This is a genomic window from Parazoarcus communis, from assembly GCF_003111665.1.
In the GTDB taxonomy this organism is placed as follows: Bacteria; Pseudomonadota; Gammaproteobacteria; order Burkholderiales; family Rhodocyclaceae; genus Parazoarcus; species Parazoarcus communis_B.
Map to the genome: position 1 here is coordinate 738,278 of NZ_CP022188.1, position 18,995 is coordinate 757,272.

16 protein-coding genes are annotated in these 18,995 nt (G+C 64.2%); 11 read left to right on the forward strand and 5 right to left on the reverse strand.

What is annotated here, in order from left to right; translation table 11 throughout:
• Nucleotides 1-8: 8 nt before the first annotated feature.
• Nucleotides 9-140, forward strand: a complete 132-nt coding sequence (locus tag CEW87_RS22550; protein WP_234421654.1) for a hypothetical protein — start codon at nt 9-11, stop codon at nt 138-140.
• Nucleotides 141-152: 12 nt separating this feature from the next.
• Here CEW87_RS22550 and CEW87_RS03445 read toward each other — a convergent pair whose 3' ends face one another.
• The gene (locus tag CEW87_RS03445; protein ID WP_199917108.1) at nt 153-1,793 is read right to left on the reverse strand and encodes an MFS transporter; all 1,641 of its coding nucleotides are present in this window, start codon (nt 1,791-1,793) and stop codon (nt 153-155) included.
• A 432-nt stretch (nt 1,794-2,225) separates the two neighbouring features.
• Between CEW87_RS03445 and CEW87_RS03450 the strand changes: the two genes are divergently transcribed.
• From CEW87_RS03450 to CEW87_RS03470, 5 genes are all read left to right on the forward strand, one after another.
• Entirely contained in the window at nt 2,226-2,948 is a 723-nt protein-coding gene (locus CEW87_RS03450; protein ID WP_108971456.1) for a ribonuclease activity regulator RraA, read from the forward strand.
• 122 nt (nt 2,949-3,070) lie between these two features.
• Nucleotides 3,071-4,036, forward strand: a complete 966-nt coding sequence (locus tag CEW87_RS03455; protein ID WP_108971457.1) for a Bug family tripartite tricarboxylate transporter substrate binding protein — start codon at nt 3,071-3,073, stop codon at nt 4,034-4,036.
• 55 nt (nt 4,037-4,091) lie between these two features.
• Complete coding sequence (locus CEW87_RS03460) at nt 4,092-4,577, forward strand: tripartite tricarboxylate transporter TctB family protein (RefSeq protein ID WP_159098071.1); 486 nt, start codon at nt 4,092-4,094, stop codon at nt 4,575-4,577.
• 3 nt (nt 4,578-4,580) lie between these two features.
• Nucleotides 4,581-6,113 carry a tripartite tricarboxylate transporter permease gene (locus CEW87_RS03465; RefSeq protein WP_108971459.1) on the forward strand — a complete coding sequence of 511 codons (1,533 nt, stop codon included), beginning with the start codon at nt 4,581-4,583 and terminating at the stop codon, nt 6,111-6,113.
• 46 nt (nt 6,114-6,159) lie between these two features.
• Nucleotides 6,160-7,749: an aldehyde dehydrogenase (NADP(+)) gene (locus CEW87_RS03470; RefSeq protein WP_108971460.1), complete on the forward strand. Its 1,590-nt coding sequence runs from the start codon at nt 6,160-6,162 to the stop codon at nt 7,747-7,749.
• Between the two features lie 151 nt (nt 7,750-7,900).
• On the opposite strand, the gene CEW87_RS03475 is transcribed toward CEW87_RS03470, so the two are convergent.
• Nucleotides 7,901-8,080 (reverse strand): hypothetical protein, encoded by a 180-nt coding sequence (locus CEW87_RS03475; protein ID WP_108971461.1) that lies wholly within the window; start codon nt 8,078-8,080, stop codon nt 7,901-7,903.
• 49 nt (nt 8,081-8,129) lie between these two features.
• Between CEW87_RS03475 and CEW87_RS03480 the strand changes: the two genes are divergently transcribed.
• The 3 genes from CEW87_RS03480 (at nt 8,130) to CEW87_RS03490 (ending at nt 10,851) form a co-directional block, all read left to right on the forward strand.
• Nucleotides 8,130-8,858, forward strand: a complete 729-nt coding sequence (locus CEW87_RS03480) for a FadR/GntR family transcriptional regulator (RefSeq protein ID WP_199917109.1) — start codon at nt 8,130-8,132, stop codon at nt 8,856-8,858.
• 370 nt (nt 8,859-9,228) lie between these two features.
• Nucleotides 9,229-9,858, forward strand: coding sequence for a nitroreductase family protein (locus CEW87_RS03485; RefSeq protein WP_108971463.1), 630 nt, complete (start codon nt 9,229-9,231; stop codon nt 9,856-9,858).
• Nucleotides 9,859-9,900: 42 nt separating this feature from the next.
• Entirely contained in the window at nt 9,901-10,851 is a 951-nt protein-coding gene (locus CEW87_RS03490) for a DMT family transporter (protein WP_108971464.1), read from the forward strand.
• Here the strand turns inward: CEW87_RS03490 and CEW87_RS03495 are convergent, their stop codons facing one another.
• Entirely contained in the window at nt 10,852-11,760 is a 909-nt protein-coding gene (locus CEW87_RS03495; RefSeq protein ID WP_108971465.1) for a LysR family transcriptional regulator, read from the reverse strand. It lies immediately after the preceding gene.
• Between the two features lie 110 nt (nt 11,761-11,870).
• Between CEW87_RS03495 and CEW87_RS03500 the strand changes: the two genes are divergently transcribed.
• The gene (locus CEW87_RS03500) at nt 11,871-12,863 is read left to right on the forward strand and encodes a cyclase family protein (RefSeq protein ID WP_108971466.1); all 993 of its coding nucleotides are present in this window, start codon (nt 11,871-11,873) and stop codon (nt 12,861-12,863) included.
• A gap of 87 nt (nt 12,864-12,950) precedes the next feature.
• Complete coding sequence (locus tag CEW87_RS03505; RefSeq protein ID WP_108971467.1) at nt 12,951-13,631, forward strand: NAD(P)-dependent oxidoreductase; 681 nt, start codon at nt 12,951-12,953, stop codon at nt 13,629-13,631.
• Between the two features lie 133 nt (nt 13,632-13,764).
• Here CEW87_RS03505 and CEW87_RS03510 read toward each other — a convergent pair whose 3' ends face one another.
• Nucleotides 13,765-14,658: a diguanylate cyclase gene (locus CEW87_RS03510; protein ID WP_234421655.1), complete on the reverse strand. Its 894-nt coding sequence runs from the start codon at nt 14,656-14,658 to the stop codon at nt 13,765-13,767.
• A gap of 313 nt (nt 14,659-14,971) precedes the next feature.
• A complete protein-coding gene (locus tag CEW87_RS03520) occupies nt 14,972-18,589 on the reverse strand; it encodes a response regulator (protein ID WP_108971470.1) in 3,618 nt (1,205 codons plus the stop codon).
• Nucleotides 18,590-18,995: the final 406 nt, after the last annotated feature.

Sequence of the window (18,995 nt, forward strand, 5' to 3'; positions counted from 1 at the left end):
GCATCGAGGTGGAACTGCGCATCACCGCCGCAGGCATGGACAAGGAAACGCTCAAGGACATCGTTGACCGTGCCCACATCGTCTGCCCCTGCTCCAACGCCACCCGTGGCAACATCAAGGTCACCCTGACACTGGTCTGAGCTGCGCCCGACTCAGATTGGCGCGGGACCCACGGACGGCTCGACATGTTGCGTCGCCATCGGCTCACCCACATAGCGCTGAACGCGAGGCTCGTCCGGCCCCATGTGAAAAGACAGACGCTGCTCGCGAAGCCCCGCATCGGCTGCAGTAAATCGCTCCAGCCTGCGCTGATGCTCGATCCAGTTCTCGTCGAGGAAGTATTCGATATAGCGCCCCGGCAAGGTCGTATCCCTGAACAGGCCCCATGACAGCGCCCCCTGGCGCAATCGCGCGCGACGCGTCTTCTGCATCACCGCATTGAAGCCGGCAGCGGTGGACGGGTCAATCAGATACTCGATCGTTACCATGACCGGCCCCTCGTTGGGCGCGATCTCGATGATCGGCTCCGGCGCCCGCCCTGCAGGTGATACCGGCGTATGGTCGGCATCCGGCCCGCCACCTACGCTCAAGTGCCGCGTCAGCACCAGGAGCAGCGGCCCCAGCACGGCCGCAATCGCGATACTCAAGCTTACGGTGGTCAGGCTCGCCACATAGCCCCACAGTGCAGCCCCCACCGCACTGCCGCCCATCAGCGCCATCTGGTAGATCGACATGCCGCGCGCGCGCACCCAGTTGGGCAAGGCGAGTTGGGCGGCCAGGGTGAGCGAGTTCGCCGTCGCAATCCAGGCCATGCCGGCCAGGGCACTTGCCGGCATCGCAAGCCAGATATTGGGCGCGAGCACCACCAGCAGCGCCGCGACCGCATGCACGCCGGTGCCCCATGCCACGAATTCGTCCCGACTGATTCCGCGACGCAGGCGGGGCAGGAACAGCGCGGTGAGAATCGCGCCCGCTCCCATCGCAGCCAGCAATGCGGTGAAGGTTGTCGCGCCGCCCTCGAGCTTGCGCGCAATCAGTGGCAGCAGTGCAAGCAGTGCGCTCGATTGCAGGAAGAAGCCGAAGATTCTCAGCAGTACCACGCGCATTCGCGGCGATTGCACGACGTGCTGCAGTCCCACCCGCATCGCGCCAAAGAAGCGTTCGCCGGGCAAGGCGCTCACTTTCGGCTGCGAGCGCCAGCGCAGGATGATCACGAAGGCGATGATCGACAGTAAGGCATTAAGCAGGAATACATACTGACTGCCGACGCTGGCGAGCAGCATGCCGGCCACCACCGGCCCGACGATGCGAGACATGTTCATGGCAATGCCGTTCAGCGCGAGCGCGGCAGAAAGGTCATGCCGCGGCACGACCTCGGGCACGATTGCCGCGAACACCGGCCAGCGCATTGCCATCCCGATACCGTTGGCAAAGGTGAGCGCCAGCAGCAGGGGCGCACTGAGACCGTCGGCAAACGCGAGCGCGCTGAGCACCAGCGCCGTCGCCGCGACCCATAGCTGGGTGACCGCAAAGTAACGCCGCCGGTCGACGATGTCCGCCAATGCACCGCTCGGAAGCCCAAGCACGAAAACCGGCAGGGTCGAAGCCGCCTGCACCATCGCCACCATGAGCACGCTGTCGGTCAGCGTCGTCATCACCCACGCCGAAGCGACGTCATTCATCCACATGGTGACGTTGGCCGCCAGCCAGGCCATCCACAGCATCCGGAACACCGGGTCGCGCAGCGGAGCCATCGTGGAAGGCGCTTGCTTCGGATCGGCCTGCGTCGTCATCGGTTCGGGCCTCATTAGGGTGAGAGCTTCAACGGCTCCCGCCGAAGTATCACTGGCGGCGGCGCGCGCAGTCAATCGAGACGCTGGGTCTCAAAACCCTGCCTCTACCAGGGGAAAGCGGGGCCGCAACGCCAGCCCGAGGCGACACGCCAGACACTTGGCGCCGCGACTTCCCCCCTGACACAGCCTTGAAGCCAAAGACCGAATTGCAGGCTCACTTGTAATACCTTTAAAACCGTTTGACACCACTTGTAAAACAACTACACTACCGATCAACGGATTGAGAACGGCTACTCAGCGCCATGCGCCCGACACGCCAGATGTCTCGCAATTCAACGCTCACACAAGACAGATCGCTTGCCGCACCAATGTGGAAAACCGGAAACCCGCACGCCCCGGCTTCCGCATCCAACAAGTAAGAAGGAGAATTTGATGAACACCGCTTGCGAATACGACAAGCTCAAGGACTCAACAAAAGAGCTTCTCGAGCACGTCTCCACTGCAACGCTGCACACGGCCTTGTTCAAGAGGGGCTTGCGCAACACCTACATACAAGGCGTAAGCCGGATCAACACGGCGAAGCTGAAGATGGTCGGCCAGGCATTTACGCTGCGCTACATCCCGGCCCGTGAAGATGTAGACACGGTTGCGGCATTCAAGGACCCGCGCCATCCCCAGCGCCTCGCCGTCGAAACCGTCCCTGCGGGAATGATTCTGGTCTCCGACTGCCGGCAGGACGCCAGTGCAGCATCGGCGGGCAGCATCCTGCTGACACGCCTGCAGGTTCGCGAGTGCGGCGGGTTCGTTTCCGACGCCGGGATCCGGGACTCCGACGATGCCGCCGCGATGGCGCTGCCGATTTTCTGCGCCAAGCCGAGCGCGCCGACAAACCTGACCAAACACCATGGCGTCGATATTCAGGTGCCGATCGGCTGCGGCGGTGTTGCGGTCAACCCGGGCGACGTTCTGGTAGGCGACGGCGATGGCGTCATTGTCATTCCGCTCGAGATCGCGGACGAGATCGCTGCAGAAGCCATAAAGATGGAGCAGTTCGAAAGCTACGTGCTGACCAAGGTTCGTGCCGGCAGCCGCGTGATCGGACTCTACCCGCCCAACGACGAGGCGCTCGAGGAATACAACAGGCTCAGTCAGTAAACAAACGCGAGCGCCACGCTCATATTTTTCAGATGGAGGCTGTGCCAGCGAAAACACACCCGGCAATCTTGAGCATCAAAGAAAAACACATCGAATCAAATTCTCAGAACTGAGGAGACACCATGTTCATCAAGTCAATCAAGTCCAGCATCATCATGGCCGCAGGCCTTTGCGCACTCGCCGCTTCGGTTTCGGCTGCCGACTTTCCGGCGCGCGACATCCGCCTCATCGTGCCATGGCCGGCCGGCGGCGGCGCCGATGGCATTTCGCGCAAGATCAGTCAGATTGCCGAGAAGAATCTGGATAAATCCATTTACGTTGAGAACATTGGCGGCGCCGTAACGGCAACCGGCCTGATGCAGATGACGAAGGCACGGCCCGACGGACACACGATCGGCGTGCTCACCTACGACAGCATCATCACGCTTCCGCGCGGCAAGATGGTCCCGGGCTACTCGCTCGACAAGATGACCCCGATCGCGCGAATCACGAAGGAAGCGGATGCGATCGTCGTCTCGAAGCAGTCCGGATTCAAGAGCTTCGAGGAACTGATCAGCGCGGCGAAGGCGAAACCCAATACGGTTCGCGTGGGCGTGGCCCCCAAGGGTTCCGGCCCCTATCTCGCAGTCCGCCGTCTGGAGAAGATGGCGGGCGTGAAGTTCAACGTGATCAGCTACGCCGGCTCTTCAAGCGCTGAAGCCGAGGCCCTGCTTTCCGGAGAACTCGACGCGGCGATTTCAAGCCTGGGCGACTTCAATGGAATCATCAGCTCCGGCGATGCGCTGGGCATTGTCGAGCTGTCATCCGAGCAGAATCCGTCCTTCCCCAACGTCCCCCCTATCAGCACGCTGGGATATGAGCTCGAAACCGGCAGCTTCATCCTGCTGGCAGCGCCAAAGAACACGCCGCCAGCCGCGCTTTCCAAGCTCGAGGCTGCGTTCAAGCAGGCATACGACAGCAAGGACTTCCAGGCCTGGCTGGTCACGATCGGCGTAACCCCGAGCTGGCTGGGCTCGGACGGCGTGCAAAAGTGGATTGACCAACTGCAGTCGACGACATTCAAAGTCATGGATGAGTTGAGTCTCTAACACCACAATCTCCATGCCTTTGGGCGCACCAAAGGCATGGCGGAGGCCACGCCAGATGATTCTGAACAGAAAAGCGCTATTCCCGCTTCTTATTCTGATTCTTTCAATTTTCTATTTGATTGAAGCCATCAAGCTCGGACACCCCGTTACCGAAGAGGGCATTCGTCCATCATTCGTCCCACTGGTCCTGGGAACGCTGTCGTCGATTTTCAGCCTTGTCCTGACCCTCAAAGCCACAGTGTTGGCGAAGCGCGCAGGCGATGACGTGACGTCCGCATCCGACGGAAGCGAACCCGAAGCAGAGCGCGCCTCCGTCGTACCGGCTGTTCTGACCATCGTTGCCATATCGCTGTACATCGCACTGTTCTCGATCATTGGCTACGCCCTGTCATCGCTGCTTTTCGTCTTCGCAATCACGACGATTTTCTCCGACCCAGGCAAGTGGCTGCTGAAGCTCGCAAGCTCGGCCGCGATCGTCACCTTCGGATACATCGTTTTCGAGCAACTCTTTGGCGTTCGGTTGCCGACACTGTGGGGATAAATCGTGGAATTCATTAGTCTTGTCGGCAGCGGCTTCGGCATGCTCCTCGACCCGCTGACCCTGACCTACGTGGTCGCGGGCTTCCTGATCGGCACCGTGTTTGCGGCGATCCCCGGGCTCACCGCCACGCTGGCCCTGGCGCTGCTGCTGCCACTCACTTACAGCCTCGACGTCACCACCGCCCTGATGGCATGCGCCAGCATCTACATGGCCGGCATGTGCGGCGGCAGCATTACGGCAATCACGGTCAATATCCCGGGGGCGCCTTCATCGATGATGACCGCGCTCGACGGCTATCCCATGCAGCAGCAGGGCAAGGGCGCCCTGGCCCTGGGGCACGCCAGTTTCGCGTCGATGTTCGGCGGCGCTTTTGGCTGCATTCTTCTGATCCTGATGGCCCCCCTGGTCGCCGAGCTGTCGCTGCTGGTCAAGACCAGCGGGAAGTTCTCCCTTCTGGCTTTCGCGATCATCGTGATCGTCATCTCCGAACGCGGCAAGGTCCTGAAGGCCGCGCTCGCTGCCTGCATCGGCATGATGCTGGCGACAATGGGACTGGACGGCGTGGAGCCCCTGGCTCGCTTCACCTTCGGGCTCAGTGATCTGACAAGCGGCATCGACCTGATGCCCGTCATCATCGGGGCCTTTGCGATCAGCGAGATTCTGATGCAGGCCGGCGATCAGCAGGTCGCGAACAAGATCGTCAGCGCGCTCAACAAGATCACCATCCGGCGCCGTGACTTCTTCCCGCCCCTGTCGCAGATCAAGGCCGTCGGCATCGGCTGCTACATCAAGTCCAGCGTGATCGGCTACGCGGTCGGCGTGCTGCCGGGCGCAGGCGGCTCCATGGGGAGCTTCCTCGCGTACGTGGAGACCGTTCGCACCTCCAGGAACCCCGAGAGCTTCGGCAAGGGCAACCCGGCGGGCATCGCTGCCGCAGAGTCCGCCAACAATGCGGTATGTGGTGGCGCACTGGTCCCGACGCTCACGTTCGGCATTCCCGGCGATCCGGTCATGGCGATCATGCTTGGCGTTCTCGTCATCAACGGCATTCAGCCCGGCCCGCAGTTGATGAGCAATCAGGCCGACCTCATCGCACCGATGCTGGCCTCGCTGCTGTTCAGCGCGCTCGTTCTCATCCCATTGACGCTTTATCTGCTGGGGCCGTATTTCGTCAAGGTCGTCTCCATACCGCGGGATGTGCTCTATGGCGCCATTGCCCTGCTTGCGGTCCTGGGCAGCTATGTGTCGACGTACTCGGTGTTCCAGATGATCGTGGCACTGGCCATGGGCGTGCTTGCGTACAGCATGAGAAAGAACGGTTTTCCGGTCATCACGATGGTCCTCGGCTTCATCCTCGGGCCCAATCTTGAAGAGTTCTTCCGTCGCTCACTGGCGATCTCGAACGGGAATCCGATGACCTTCCTGACGAGCCCGGACAGTCTGTTCTTCGTCGGCCTGACCCTGGTGTTCATCTATTTCCTCTGCATCAGAAAGCCGCCCAAGACACCGGTGTGCGCTGCCGAAACCAGCGCCTGATGCCGACCCGCTCAGCCCACCTTCACCATATCCGGGATACATCCACATGCAAGTAACAGGACAATCATTGATCGGCAGCCAGGCCGTGCTTTCGACCGGCAAGCCGATTCAGGCACTCAACCCCGCAACGGGGGCGTTCATCGAACCTGCATTCAGAGGCTGCGGCGCCGAAGAGCTTGACCGCGCCTGCGCGCTCGCGGCAGCGGCGGCTACGGCCTTTCGCAATACGCCGCTTCAAGTCCGTGCGAACTTCCTTGAGACCGTCGCGACCGAGATCGAAGCCCTCGGTCACGCACTGATCGAGCGCTGCATGCTGGAATCCGGTTTGCCGCGCGCACGCCTGGAAGGCGAACGCGCCCGGACCTGCGGCCAGCTGCGCCTGTTTGCGTCGGTGGTACGCACCGGCGAGTGGCTCGATGTACGCATCGAACCGGCCTTGCCCGAGCGCCAGCCCCTGCCCCGCTCCGATCTGCGCCTGCAGAACATTGCCATCGGCCCGGTGGCAGTATTCGGCGCCAGCAACTTTCCGCTGGCATTCAGCGTCGCCGGTGGCGACACGGCCTCGGCCTTCGCTGCAGGATGTCCTGTGGTCGTGAAAGCGCACGCGGCACATCCGGGCACCTCGGAACTCGTCGGCCGTGCGATTCAGACCGCGGTCTCCAAGTGCGGCCTTCCCGAGGGGGTGTTCTCCCTGCTGTTCGGCACGGGCAACGAGCTTGGCCTCGCGCTGGTATCGGATTCACGCATCAAGGCCGTGGGCTTCACCGGTTCGCGCAGCGGCGGCATGGCACTGATGAAGGCCGCTCAGGCACGGCCCCAGCCCATCCCGGTGTACGCGGAGATGAGCAGCATCAACCCGGTATTTCTGCTCCCCGATGCACTCCAGCAACGTGGCGCTGCACTCGCCGAAGGCTTTGTGGCGTCGCTTGCGATGGGCGCTGGGCAGTTCTGCACCAATCCCGGCCTGGTGGTCGGCGTGCGCGGCACGGCGCTCGACACCTTTCTGCATGCGGTCGCGCAGGCGGTCTCCGGCGTTGGCGCCCAGACCATGCTTTCGCCAGGCATTCATGCTGCGTATAACGACGGTTCGGGGGCGCTCGCGGGCCACGCCAGGGTCAGGCCGGTGGGCCAGGGCGCAGCTGCCGAAGGCCCCTGCCAATGCCAGGCCAGGGTGTTCGTTACGGCGGCATCCGACTTCCTCGAGGATGAAGTGCTGCAGCGCGAGGTGTTCGGGGCGACCTCGCTGGTCGTCGAATGCGAGGACTGGGCCGAGGTCGAACGCGTTGCGCAATCTCTTGAAGGTCAGTTGACGGCCACGCTGCTCATGGATGAAAGCGACCTCGAAAAGGCGGCTCAGTTGCTGCCGGTGCTTGAGGAGAAGGCAGGGCGCCTGCTGGTCAACAACTGGCCGACGGGCGTGGAGGTGTGCCACGCGATGGTGCACGGCGGCCCCTTCCCCGCAACCTCCGACGCCCGCACGACGTCAGTCGGCACGGCGGCGATTCAGCGCTTTCTGCGCCCGGTCTGCTATCAGAACCTGCCCCAGGCGCTGTTGCCCGAAGCCCTCCGCGACGGCAATCCGTCAGGCGTGTCCAGACTGGTGGGCGGGACACGCATGGTGCCGGCATCCGCGTAGAAAACCGCAGCAGTGCTGAAGGGAAAACCAGGCCCCGAAGCGCTTGAAACCGGGCTTGGCGCAGTGATCCGCCGCTGGGCTGCGCTGACGACATGCGCACAGCCCAGCGCGCACCATCGCGGCGTCTGCGTCTCGGGCAACCGGCACGCCATCATTTCTGGCTGCAGTCGAGACGCCTCGGCAGCAAGCGCAATGGACCCGCCTCGCGCACGCCGCCGGGACGGGCCGCGCTGAGCACTGTACCGGAACGCTGCCGGGCAATTCCTTTACCGTCCACAGCACTGTTCCTATAATCTTCCACCGAAATATCATAGGCTTCGATCAAATACATGGCGCGCCGCAAAGCAGCTGAACCATCCATACCGCAGGAACCGGCCCTTGTGGAGGAGCCCGCCGGAGAGCGGCTGCATGCCTCCGGCCCACGCGACCGGCTGTCCGATCAGCTGTACGGCAAGGTGTTCGAGCAGATCACGTCGGGCAGCATCAAGGTGGGCGAGCAGCTGCCATCCGAAGTCGAGATTTCGGAGCGTTTCGGCGTGTCGAGACCCGTCGTGCGGGAAGCGCTCCTGCGGCTGCGCGTCGACGGGCTGATCACCTCGCGCCAGGGCCTGGGGACCTTTGTCAGCCATCAACCCGCCCCGCGCATCAAGACCTTTGCCAAGGCGCAGGACATCGCCTCTTACCTGCGCTGCCAGGAAGTGCGCATCACGCTCGAAGGCGATGCCGCCCGCCTCGCCGCAGAGCGTCACACCGATGAACAGCTTGCAGCCCTGGTTGCAGCCCACGAGGCGTTTGCCGAGGGCGTGCGCAGCGGCAACCTGGAGCCTGCTGCCGACCTCGATTTTCATGCGCGCATCGCTGAAGCCAGCGGCAACGAATTCTATTCCAGCCTGCTGGAGAGCATTCACGAGGCCATGACCGGCCTGATGCGGCTCACGCTGGGGCTGACCCGCACCGCATCCAAGAAGCGCGCGCTCACCGTGCTGGACGAGCACACCGCCATCGTCGCCGCGATCCGCGCCCGCGAGGGCGAAGAAGCGCGCGTCGCGATGCAGTTCCATCTTGGTCAGGCACGCCGTCGCCTGATCGACGGGCGCCGCGACAAGTAAGTCGCGCACCGCCGCGGGACCTGCACTCGCAACGTCCGTCCGCGCGACCGGCCGATGCGTGTCCCTGCCGCACGCTGCGTACAACCCGCTCGATCACGGCCGCGACACATGTCGTCGCGGCGCCGGTTCGGCTCCCCGCACCAAGCCCATTCCCCTTGCTGCTTCAGGCACCGCGCCGCCCGCCGCACCGGCGCGCCATCGCGTCCGCAGATTCAGTCAGGTAACGCTCGATTAGTCGACGTTCATGAACAGTGTCTTTCCATCGCCCCGGATTATCCGTCGCGCCTTAATCGGTACGCTTGCCTCCAGTACGACGGAGCACCCGTTCCGCCGTGCCTTCGCAAGGTACTGACAAGGACAGGAGGACATCATGAACGCACCACTCCCCAGGAATGCAGCGCAACTGCATCGCACACCCGCCCATCCGGTCGATCCGGTCTTCATCGAACGCTGGTCGCCGCGCGCCTTCACTGCGTCGGCCATGCCCCGCTCTGAGCTGATGACGATGCTCGAGGCGGCACGCTGGGCGCCGTCGGCATACAACATCCAGCCTTGGCGCTTCGTCCATGCGATGCGCCAGGACGCACACTGGGACGACTTTGTCGGCCTGCTCGACCCCTTCAACGCGCGCTGGGCACGCAATGCATCCGCGCTGATCTTCCTGCTGTCGGACCGCTTCATGCCGGCGCGCGACGCCGGGCCTGCCACGCCCTCGAGCACCCATGCGTTCGACGCAGGCGCTGCGTGGGCGCAGCTGGCACTGCAGGCCACGATGCTGGGCTACCAGGCGCATGCAATGGCGGGAATCATGCGCGACGAAGTGCGCACGAAGCTCGCGGTCCCGGACAACTTTGAGATCGAGATCGCCATCGCAGTCGGCCGCCAGGCGTCGCCTGCGAGCTTGCCCGGCGGTTTGCGCGAGCGCGAAGTGCCCAGCACGCGACTGGCGCTCGCCCAGATCGCGTTTGCCGGACGATTTCCCGACCCTGCGCTCGACTGAGGGGCGCCCCCACCCTGCCCCGCTTCGCTGGAGTCTTCCATCATGAACACATCCATCAGACCGGGGGCGCCTGCCTCCGTCGCCTCCCTGCTTCATGAACCGTCGGTGCTGCTGCTCCTGACCGGCACCCTGATCGGCCTGAACTTCCCGCTTGGCAAGGTCGGCGCTGCGGCGGGCGTCTCGCCCATGCTCTGGGCGCTGCTGATCTCCACCGGCGCCAGCCTGACCCTGTTGCCGGTGCTGATCGCGCGCCGCGAACTGGCATGGCCCTCGCTGCGGGTAATGCGCTACACCGCATGCTCGGCGCTGATCTCGTTCATCGCGCCCAACCTGTTGCTGTTCTCCGCGATTCCGCACGCGGGTGCGGGCTACACCGGGCTCATGTTCGCCCTCTCGCCAGTGTGCACGGTGTTGCTCGCAGGCCTGTGCCGGCTCGAAACGCCGGGCCGCACCGGGCTGCTCGGGATTGCACTGGGGCTGGCAGGCGCCGCCATCGTCAGCCTGACCCGCGGTGCGGCGGCAGACGCGCCCGCACTCGGCTGGTTGCTTGCGCCCCTGCTGATTCCGATGGCACTGGCAGCGGGCAACGTCTATCGAACACTGCACTGGCCGCACGGAGAGTCGCCCAATACCCTCGCCTTCTGGGGCCAGGCGTTCTCCAGCGGCGTGCTCCTGTTGCTGCTATGGCTCACACACGGGACCCTGCCCATTGCCGAACTCCTTCCCGCAGGCGGCGCTGCACTGATGCAGATCCTGGTCGCAGGCATCACCTTTCCGGTGTCTTACCGGCTGCAGCAACTCGGCGGGCCGGTGCTGCTGAGCCAGATCGGCTACGTTGCGGCGGCGGTGGGTCTTGTCGTGGCCACGGTCTTCCTCGGCGAACGCTACGCGCCGGCGACCTGGGCCGGTGCGGGCGTCATCGCCCTGGGCATCGGCGTCACCATCGTTGCGCAACTTGGAGCGCGCAGAGCGGGCAACGCCCGACGCAACTGATCAGTCTGCATCCCAGTAAGGCGGGTCCTTGATGTACTCGGCGAGGAAATCGACAAAGGCACGGATCTTTGGCGACAGGTGCTTGCGCTGCGGATAGACGGCATAGATCGACACTTCCATCGTCCGGTAGCCTTGCAGCACCGCCCTGAGCCGCCCTGCCCGGATATCGGCGCCGACCACGAAGGTGGGCGTCAGGGTCACGCCGGCACCATTGAGCAAGGCCTCGCGCAAGGCCAGGCTGCTGTTCATCTTGATGCGGCTGGTGACGGTCACCTGACGATGGCCGCCATCCGCGGCAAGAAAGTGCCACTCGTCCGGCGCATTCGTGTAACGGTAGGTGATGGCCGCATGTTGCGACAGATCCTCGAGCGACAGGGGAACGCCATTGCGCGCGAAATATGCCGGCGCCCCGCACACCACATGCCGGCACGGGCCCAGTCGGCGCGCCACCAGCGATGAATCGGGCAGCTCTCCGATCCGGATCGCCAGATCGAAACCCTCATCCACGAGGTCGACCTTGCGGTCGTCCAGCACCATATCCACCGTCAGTTCCGGGTAGCGCGCCTGGAGCGCCGGCAGCAGGGGCGCAAGGTGCAGGATGCCGAAGGACATCGGGCTGCTCAGGCGCAACTCACCACGCGGCTCGCCCTGCATGCGCGAAACCTCTGCCTCGGCCTCCTCGATCTCCAGCAAACCCCGCTGGCTGCGCTCGAAGAACGCCCGCCCCACCTCGGTCAGACTCAGCCGCCTCGTCGTGCGGTTCAGCAGGCGCGCGCCCAGCCTGTCCTCAAGACGGGTCACATACTTGCTCACCACCGATTTCGAGAGTCCCAGCGTCTCGGCTGCGGCTGTGAAACTGCCGCGACTGACGACCTGAACAAACACGGCCACATCACTGAGTGCGTCCATAGCGCCCCCATTACTCAAGCGTTGAGAACAATCTTATTCCATCAGCCCAGATTATCAATTCCATGAAGATCTCTATCGTTGAGACACCTTGAACACAACGGAGATCTGCGATGAACACGCAAATGAAAACCACCCTGAGTGCGATGTTGCTCGGACTCGCGCTTGCAACGGGCTCACCCGCAACGCACGCGGCACAGGAGGTGGGCATCAGCCCGTGGGGCCCGCAGGACGAAATCGGCCGCCTCAACCTGATGACCGCAGACTCGCAGGCCGCAGTGCTGGCGCGACTGGCAGGCGGCAAGAGCTACGACCTGTCCGTCGAGTACCACATCGGCATGCCCAGCTGGCAGGCCGCCGGTGACCCGCACTACCGCATCTGGATGACCCACACGCCCCATGGCAACGTTGTCGCCGACCCGCTCGGTCTGGGCCAGGCCATGAACGAACATGTGAGCTACACCGGCGCGGCCATCTCGATGTACACGCACATGGGCACCCACATCGACGCCCTTGGTCATTTCGGCCTCGACGGCCGGATCTGGAATGGTTTCGACGCGAGGACTCACCTCGGCGACCGCGGATGGACGGTAGCGGGCGCAGAGAAGATCCCGCCCATCATCGCCCGCGGCGTCCTGATCGACGTGGCGGCGTCCAAGAGCGTGGACATGCTGCCGGACGGCTATCGCGTCACGCGTGAGGACCTGCGCGCTGCGCTCTCACATCAGCAAACCAGGCTCGAACCCGGCGACGTCGTACTGATCCGCACGGGCCGGATGCGTCATTACGACGATGCCGAGGCCTACATGGCGAATCCTCCGGGGATGGGAATGGAGGCTGCACGCTTCCTGGTGGAAGAAAGCGGTGCCATGGTGGTCGGTGCCGACAACCTGAGCTTCGAGAGCTTCCCCTCGGAAATCGAGGGCAACTACGTGCCACTTCACACCTATCTGCTGGCCCAGACCGGCACGCCGATCATAGAATTGGCCTATCTGGAGGAACTGGCACGCGACCGCGTGTATGAGTTTGCCTTCATCGGCGGCTCACTCAAGCTTCGGGGCTCGGACGCCGCACCTCTGCGGCCGATTGCCATTCCGCTGCGCTGAGGCACCGGACACGCGCCCGCAAGGGCGCGTAATTTCGCCACGGGCAGCCCACCTGCACGAGAGGCGTGACGAACAGGAGGGAACATCATGAAGGTCTGCGTTGTAGGCGCATCCGGGAAACTCGGCCAGTACATGGTCCAGCATGCACTCGACCGCGGCCATGAGGTCGTCGGCGTCTGCCGTGAGCGCAGCGTCGGCAAGCTCGACCGGTTCAAGGGTCGCATCACCATCGTCCCGGGCGCCACAAACGACCGCGAAGTCATCAGGAAAGCGGTCGCAGGCTGTGATGGCGTGCTAACCGTACTGGTCCCCTGGGGTGTCCAGCAGTATTCATCGGGCACGGCCCAGGCCGTGATGGACTATTCATCCACGGATGCACGGCTCGTGTTCTCCTGCGGCTGGCATATCAGCCGCGACGGCAAGGACCGCTACTCGTGGAAACTGAAAGCCCTGGTGGCCATTGCCGGCCCCATCGCACGCCTCTTCCGCCTGGTGGAGCTGGACGATCAGGTTGAGGCGTGCCGACGAATCTTCGCCAGCACGACGAAGTGGACCGTCGTCCGCGCAAGCGACCTTGAGGAAGGGGACAGCCAGGGCCTGCCGGTCTGGAGCCGGCACGTTGGCGACGCCATCCTCGAAAGCAATCTCACACGCCGCGTGGACTTCGCCCTGTTCATGGTGGCAGCGCTCGAGAACGACGAACTCATTCATGAAGCACCCGCAATCGTGGGCTGTCAGACGCCGTCGGCGCTCGCCGGCAAAGCTTGATGCGGCCAATCGGATCAGTCGACGCGTAGCAGGTGCGCTACAGGCGTCCAGGCCTCGAGGGCCGGCAGGTTCATATCGGCGTCGGGCATCGTGTGCCAGTGCCAAACAAACCGGCTAACCAGAATGCCCGCAGCTATGCGGCAGGCTTGAAACAGACCCGGTTTCGGCCCGAACTCTTGGCCTGGTAGAGAGCTGCGTCGGCCGCTGCCACCAGGATTTCAGCTCCACTGCCGTCCTGAGGGAAGGCGCTTGCCACCCCAACGCTGACCGTGACCACCGCTGCGGTCGCCGAACCAGCATGGGGAATCGCGAGCGCCTCGACCGCCGCGCACACTTCCTCGGCTTTCACGCGTCCCGCCTCCAGATCGCACTCGGGAAGCAGGCAGACGAACTCCTCACCGCCATAGCGGGCGGCGAGATCGTGTGGTCGGCCGAGTTGCAGCCTGACGGCGGTCGCGACCCTCCTGAGACAGGCATCGCCTTCCTGATGGCCGTAGCGATCGTTGTATTGCTTGAAATGGTCGATGTCGATCATGAACAGCGTGAGCGGCAGCCCGCCGCGCCGGCAACTGCGCCATTCTGTCTGAATAGCCTCATCGAAGCGGCGGCGGTTGGCGATGCCTGTCAGACCATCGATGAAGACAATCGCCTTGAGCAGGTCAGACTGCGCCTTCATGGTGAGATGGGTCTTGACCCTGGCGCGCACCACGGCCGGGTTGACCGGCTTGCTGATGAAATCGACCCCGCCGGCCTCCAGGGCCCGTGTTTCGTCCAGCGCGTCCGTCTGAGCCGTGACGAAGATGATCGGGATGTCGCGCGTGGCAGGATTGGCCTTGAGGCGGCGGCAGACTTCCAGTCCATCGAGGCCCGGCATCTCCACGTCGAGCAGGATCAGGTCGGGCAGCTGGTCTCTGTCGCACAAGGCCAGCGCCTGTTCACCGCTCGTGGCCATGAAGACCTCATGGTCCTCCGCAAAAATCCGGTAAAGCACCTGGATGTTGGCAGCCAGGTCATCGACCAGCAGCAAACGGGGCCGATCTCGTGGATCGGCCAGCAGCCCTTCCCCGGCGTGTGCGTGTGCGGAACCTGTCATGAGCGCTCTCTCACTACCGTGATTCGGAACGTATCGGCGTGATCCGGCGAGCCGCGCCCGGCTGCCTCGGTCACGCCCTCTATCAATACAAGGGGACTCTGCGCCAAGGGTCCGGTTCCACAGAGACATGCCCTCAGCTTTTCACCCCCGGTTGCGCTGAAGACGTCGAGGTCGGCGCAGAAAAGCGGGCCGAAGGCCGGGACGCAGTCCGCCGGACCCTCCACGACCAGCGGACCTGGCCGCCAGCTCATATCGCACCCTCCTGGCGCAAGCTCGCCACCAGGGTCCGCGCAGCGGCAAAATCGAGTCGCTGCACGGCGTGATCCAGTTCGGCGAAGCGTTCGCCGTGCCCGCCTGCTGCCTGTTTCAACGCCGCGAAAACATCGAGCGCACGCAGGTTGTGCTCTGCCAGCAGGGGCACCAGTTCGTCGAACAATTCGGCCACGCGACCCGGCTCGGCCGGTTGAGGCTCAACGGAAGCCTGCGGCGGATCGAACGCCTCGGCAAGGGTCAGCAGGGACGCGGCGCTCGTGTCGATCAGCGTGCGCAACCGGGTGAGGTTTTCGGCATGGTGGGCTGCGTCCTCGCCCGACCTGACGGCAGACTCGGTCTCCGCAGCCAGGTTCGCCAGCGGCTGGGCGCCCAGCATCGCCGCCTGCCCCTTGAGCGTATGCAGTTCGCGTGTCGCCGTCGTGAAGTCGCCCTGGCTCCAGGCCTGATCGATGCGGTCGGCACTATCGCCCTGATCGGCAACAAAATCGCGCGCCAGTTGCGCAAAAAACCTGCGATCGCCATTCAGTCTTGCCAGCGCAGGCCCCAGGTCGAAGCCTTCGGGGCTTTCCGGAAGCGGCCCGGCTGGCTGAACCACCGGGGCCACAACCTCTGCCCGGCCACATTGCCGCAACAGGGTGGCTACCAGTTCCCGCGAATCGATGGGTTTGCCGACGTGGTCGTTCATGCCGGCGGCAAGACAGGCGTCGCGGTCGGCCGCCAGCACGTTGGCTGTCATGGCGATGATCGGCACCTTGAAACCACCCGCGCGCAGGCGGCGCGTGGCCTCATAGCCGTCCATTCCCGGCATCTGGATATCCATCAGCACGGCATCGAAGAGCGCCTCGGCCCGTTGCGCCAGTGTCAGCGCGGCCTGGCCGTCGTCCGCCACCGTCACCCAGGCGCCGGCATGAACCAGCAGTTCCCGCGCGACCTGCTGGTTCAAGGGATTGTCTTCGACCAGCAAGAGCCGCAGCCCGGCAAGCGGCCGGCCAAGGAGGTGTGCGCCGCCCTGGTGTTCCGTCGTGACCGATTCGCCGCCGGTGGCGACGGCAATGGCGTCGAACAGCATGGATGGCGTGACCGGCTTGACCAGAAAACCGTCGAGGGGGTTGTCGTCGACGCCGGCAATGCGCTCCTCGAGCATTTCGCGGCCCTTGGCGGTCACCATCAGCAGGACAGGCTCGCGCGGGCCGTGCTCCATTGCGCGGATGCGTTCGGCCGTATCCCAGCCGTTCAGACCGGGCATGAGCCAGTCCAGGCAGATGATGTCGAACGGCCGCCCGGCGGCGATGGCCGCGTCTGCGCGCTCGACAGCCTCCTCGCCGCTGGCGGCGGTTTCGGTAGACCAGCCAAAGGACTGCGTCGCATTGGCCAGGACCTGGCGGGCCGTGGCGTTGTCATCCACGATCAGCACATGCGGGGGCTTGGGCAGGCGCCCGGGGTCGAGCTCGCGCTGGACGAGTTGCTCGGTCGCCTCGTCGCGAAGGAGGTCGAGGGTGAAATGGAAACGGCTTCCGGCCCCGGGCGTGCTTTCCACCTGCAGTTCGCCGCCCATCAGGCCCACCAGGCGCTGGCTGATGGCCAGGCCGAGGCCGGTGCCGCCGTAGTGGCGCGTGGTCGAGCCTTCCGCCTGAGTAAAACCCTCGAATACCGCCTGCAGACGCTCAGCCGCAATGCCAATGCCGGTGTCGCGGACCGCAAACTCGATGCGGGCAGACTCGGCCCGCGTTTCGACCGGACGCAGGCTGACAATGACCTCGCCCCGCTCGGTGAACTTCACCGCGTTGCCGGCCAGGTTGAGCAGCACCTGCTGCAGGCGCAGCGGGTCGCCACGCAGCGCGCGAGGCAACTCGGGAGCGATATCGAACAGTACCTCCACCGGTTTGTCCTGCAGCGCAGCGGAGAGCATCACCGAGAGGTTGCGCAGCAGTTCGTCGAGGCGGAAAGGGGTGTCGTCCAGCTGCATCCTGCCCGCCTCGACCTTGGAGAAATCGAGGATGTCGTTGAGGATGGCGAGCAGGGAGCGCGCCGCGCCTTCAGCCTTGCGCACGTAGTCGAGCTGATGCCCGTCCAGCCTGGTGTGCTGCAGGAGTTCCAGCAGGCCAAGCACCGCGTTCATTGGCGTACGGATCTCGTGGCTCATGTTGGCAACGAAGGCACTCTTGGCCCGGCTGGCGGCCTCGGATTCGACGCTGCGTTTCTCGAGGGCAGCGTTGGTGGCCTCCAGTTGCAGCTGTGCCTGCTTGAGCTCCGTGATGTCGTTGACGAGCACGAAGAATCCGCGCACCTGGTCCTCGACCACGTCGGGAATGTAGTGGGCCCAGGTGTAGCCGGTGCTGCCATCAGCCTTGGTCAGGGTGCGTTCGAAGTGCTGGCACTCGCCAGCCAGCGCCGCCCGTATGAAGGGCTCGTTCTTCTCGAACAGGGCTTTGTGCATGAGCTCCTGAATGTGGATGCCCCGCATCTGCTCCGGCGTTTTGCCGAACCATTCGCGATAGGCGATGTTGGCAAAACCGCAGCGCAGGTCGGCATCCCAGTAGCCGACCATGCCAGGAATGATGTCGATCAGCGAACGCATGAAATGCTCGCTGCGCGCCAAGGCAGCGGCGGCCTGCTCCCTTTCCGCCTCGACGCGGCGGCGGCGGCGCTGGTCGATTGCCAACCCGGGCACGCTCAAGCCCGCAAGCAGGACGAACAAGCCGCCCCCCATCCAGGCCTGGCCCCGCCAGGCACCATAGAGCACGCCCATGTCGCGCCCGACCGCGACCACCAGAGGTTGGTCCATCGGCACATCCTCCGGCAGGATGGTGTGCAGCGCCATCATGCGCAGCTCGCCTGTCGCCGCGACCACGCCCTCGAGCACCTCTGCCGGATGCGCGCTCGCCATGTGGCGCGAGAAGAAGGAACCGGGCTGAGCCAGATTCTTGCCGGACTGACCGGGCCGGTCCGGCTCCATGATGACCTGCAGACCGTCGCCGTGGGCGATGGCCGCCCACATGTCCGTCCCGTAAAGGACAGCGCTCAGCTGTGAGCGAATCTCGTCCGGATCGAGCGTGGCAGAGACGATGCCCGCAAACTTTCCGTCAGCGGTCATGATCACGCGCACCACGTTCATCGCCCAGACCCCGAGCGCAGTCTCGAAGGGCGGCGAGACGTAGAGCACGTCGGGATTGGCGTCGGCCTGCGCCCTTTGAAAGTAGGGCCGGTGAGCGAAGTTCATGCCGAGCAGCGCCGGCCGGTTCGCCGCGACGACATTGCCCTCGGGATCGAAGACCAGCAAGGTGCGCACACTGCGCATGGCATCGGCGAAGGCCCGCAACCGGTGGCTGGCGCGGGCCATGCCGTCCCTCTCCTGCTGCCAGCCGGGCAGATCATCGCGGATACCGATCAAGGCGCGGTCGACCACGAGCAAGGCGCGACCGAGGTTCTTGTCGATGACGCGCGCCTGGGTGGCGAGCCGGTCGCGCTCGAGGACGCCGATGGCCGTGTGGTCACGGTAGAGCGTCAGCCCGATGACCGCAGCAACGATGAACAGCCCGCTCAGAAGCAGAAGCCACTCGGCCAGGAAGCGGTTACGGGTAATCAGGGGCATTGCACTTTTCTCTGCGTGGGCAACTCATGCCAGGAGCCTGCATTCCAGCACAAAAACTGCCGCGACAAGGAAGGGACTCCAATTATGCCTTCGGTTATAGATGGCGTTAGTGAACTGCACAACAGTCGGCCCCCTGTTGGAAGGCTGAAGTCACCGCGTGACCTGGCCAGCCAGTCTGACAAACAGTGCCGTGACGAATTGCTGACGTTCGCAAGAACCGTCAAATGCTCGCGCTGCTCCCTGCTTGGCAGGCCGCGATAATCACCTGACGGACGACAGCCCCCCTTGATCCCGGCGCTCGAAGGCAAACTTCGGTGAAGGCGAAGCATCGCCCGAGTGCTCAGAGTTCGCTCCTGTCCCTTTATCCAAAGATGCTGGACGAATTGCTAAAAATCGTCTTTATTCC

Bases quoted from the DNA above. Each gene is read 5' to 3' on its own strand.
- CEW87_RS03445 (WP_199917108.1), bottom strand. From the start codon at position 1,793: ATGACGACGCAGGCCGATCCGAAGCAAGCGCCTTCCACGATGGCTCCG.
- CEW87_RS03450 (WP_108971456.1), top strand. From the start codon at position 2,226: ATGAACACCGCTTGCGAATACGACAAGCTCAAGGACTCAACAAAAGAG.
- CEW87_RS03455 (WP_108971457.1), top strand. From the start codon at position 3,071: ATGTTCATCAAGTCAATCAAGTCCAGCATCATCATGGCCGCAGGCCTT.
- CEW87_RS03460 (WP_159098071.1), top strand. From the start codon at position 4,092: ATGATTCTGAACAGAAAAGCGCTATTCCCGCTTCTTATTCTGATTCTT.
- CEW87_RS03470 (WP_108971460.1), top strand. From the start codon at position 6,160: ATGCAAGTAACAGGACAATCATTGATCGGCAGCCAGGCCGTGCTTTCG.
- CEW87_RS03475 (WP_108971461.1), bottom strand. From the start codon at position 8,080: ATGTATTTGATCGAAGCCTATGATATTTCGGTGGAAGATTATAGGAAC.
- CEW87_RS03485 (WP_108971463.1), top strand. From the start codon at position 9,229: ATGAACGCACCACTCCCCAGGAATGCAGCGCAACTGCATCGCACACCC.
- CEW87_RS03490 (WP_108971464.1), top strand. From the start codon at position 9,901: ATGAACACATCCATCAGACCGGGGGCGCCTGCCTCCGTCGCCTCCCTG.
- CEW87_RS03495 (WP_108971465.1), bottom strand. From the start codon at position 11,760: ATGGACGCACTCAGTGATGTGGCCGTGTTTGTTCAGGTCGTCAGTCGC.
- CEW87_RS03500 (WP_108971466.1), top strand. From the start codon at position 11,871: ATGAACACGCAAATGAAAACCACCCTGAGTGCGATGTTGCTCGGACTC.
- CEW87_RS03505 (WP_108971467.1), top strand. From the start codon at position 12,951: ATGAAGGTCTGCGTTGTAGGCGCATCCGGGAAACTCGGCCAGTACATG.
- CEW87_RS03520 (WP_108971470.1), bottom strand. From the start codon at position 18,589: ATGCCCCTGATTACCCGTAACCGCTTCCTGGCCGAGTGGCTTCTGCTT.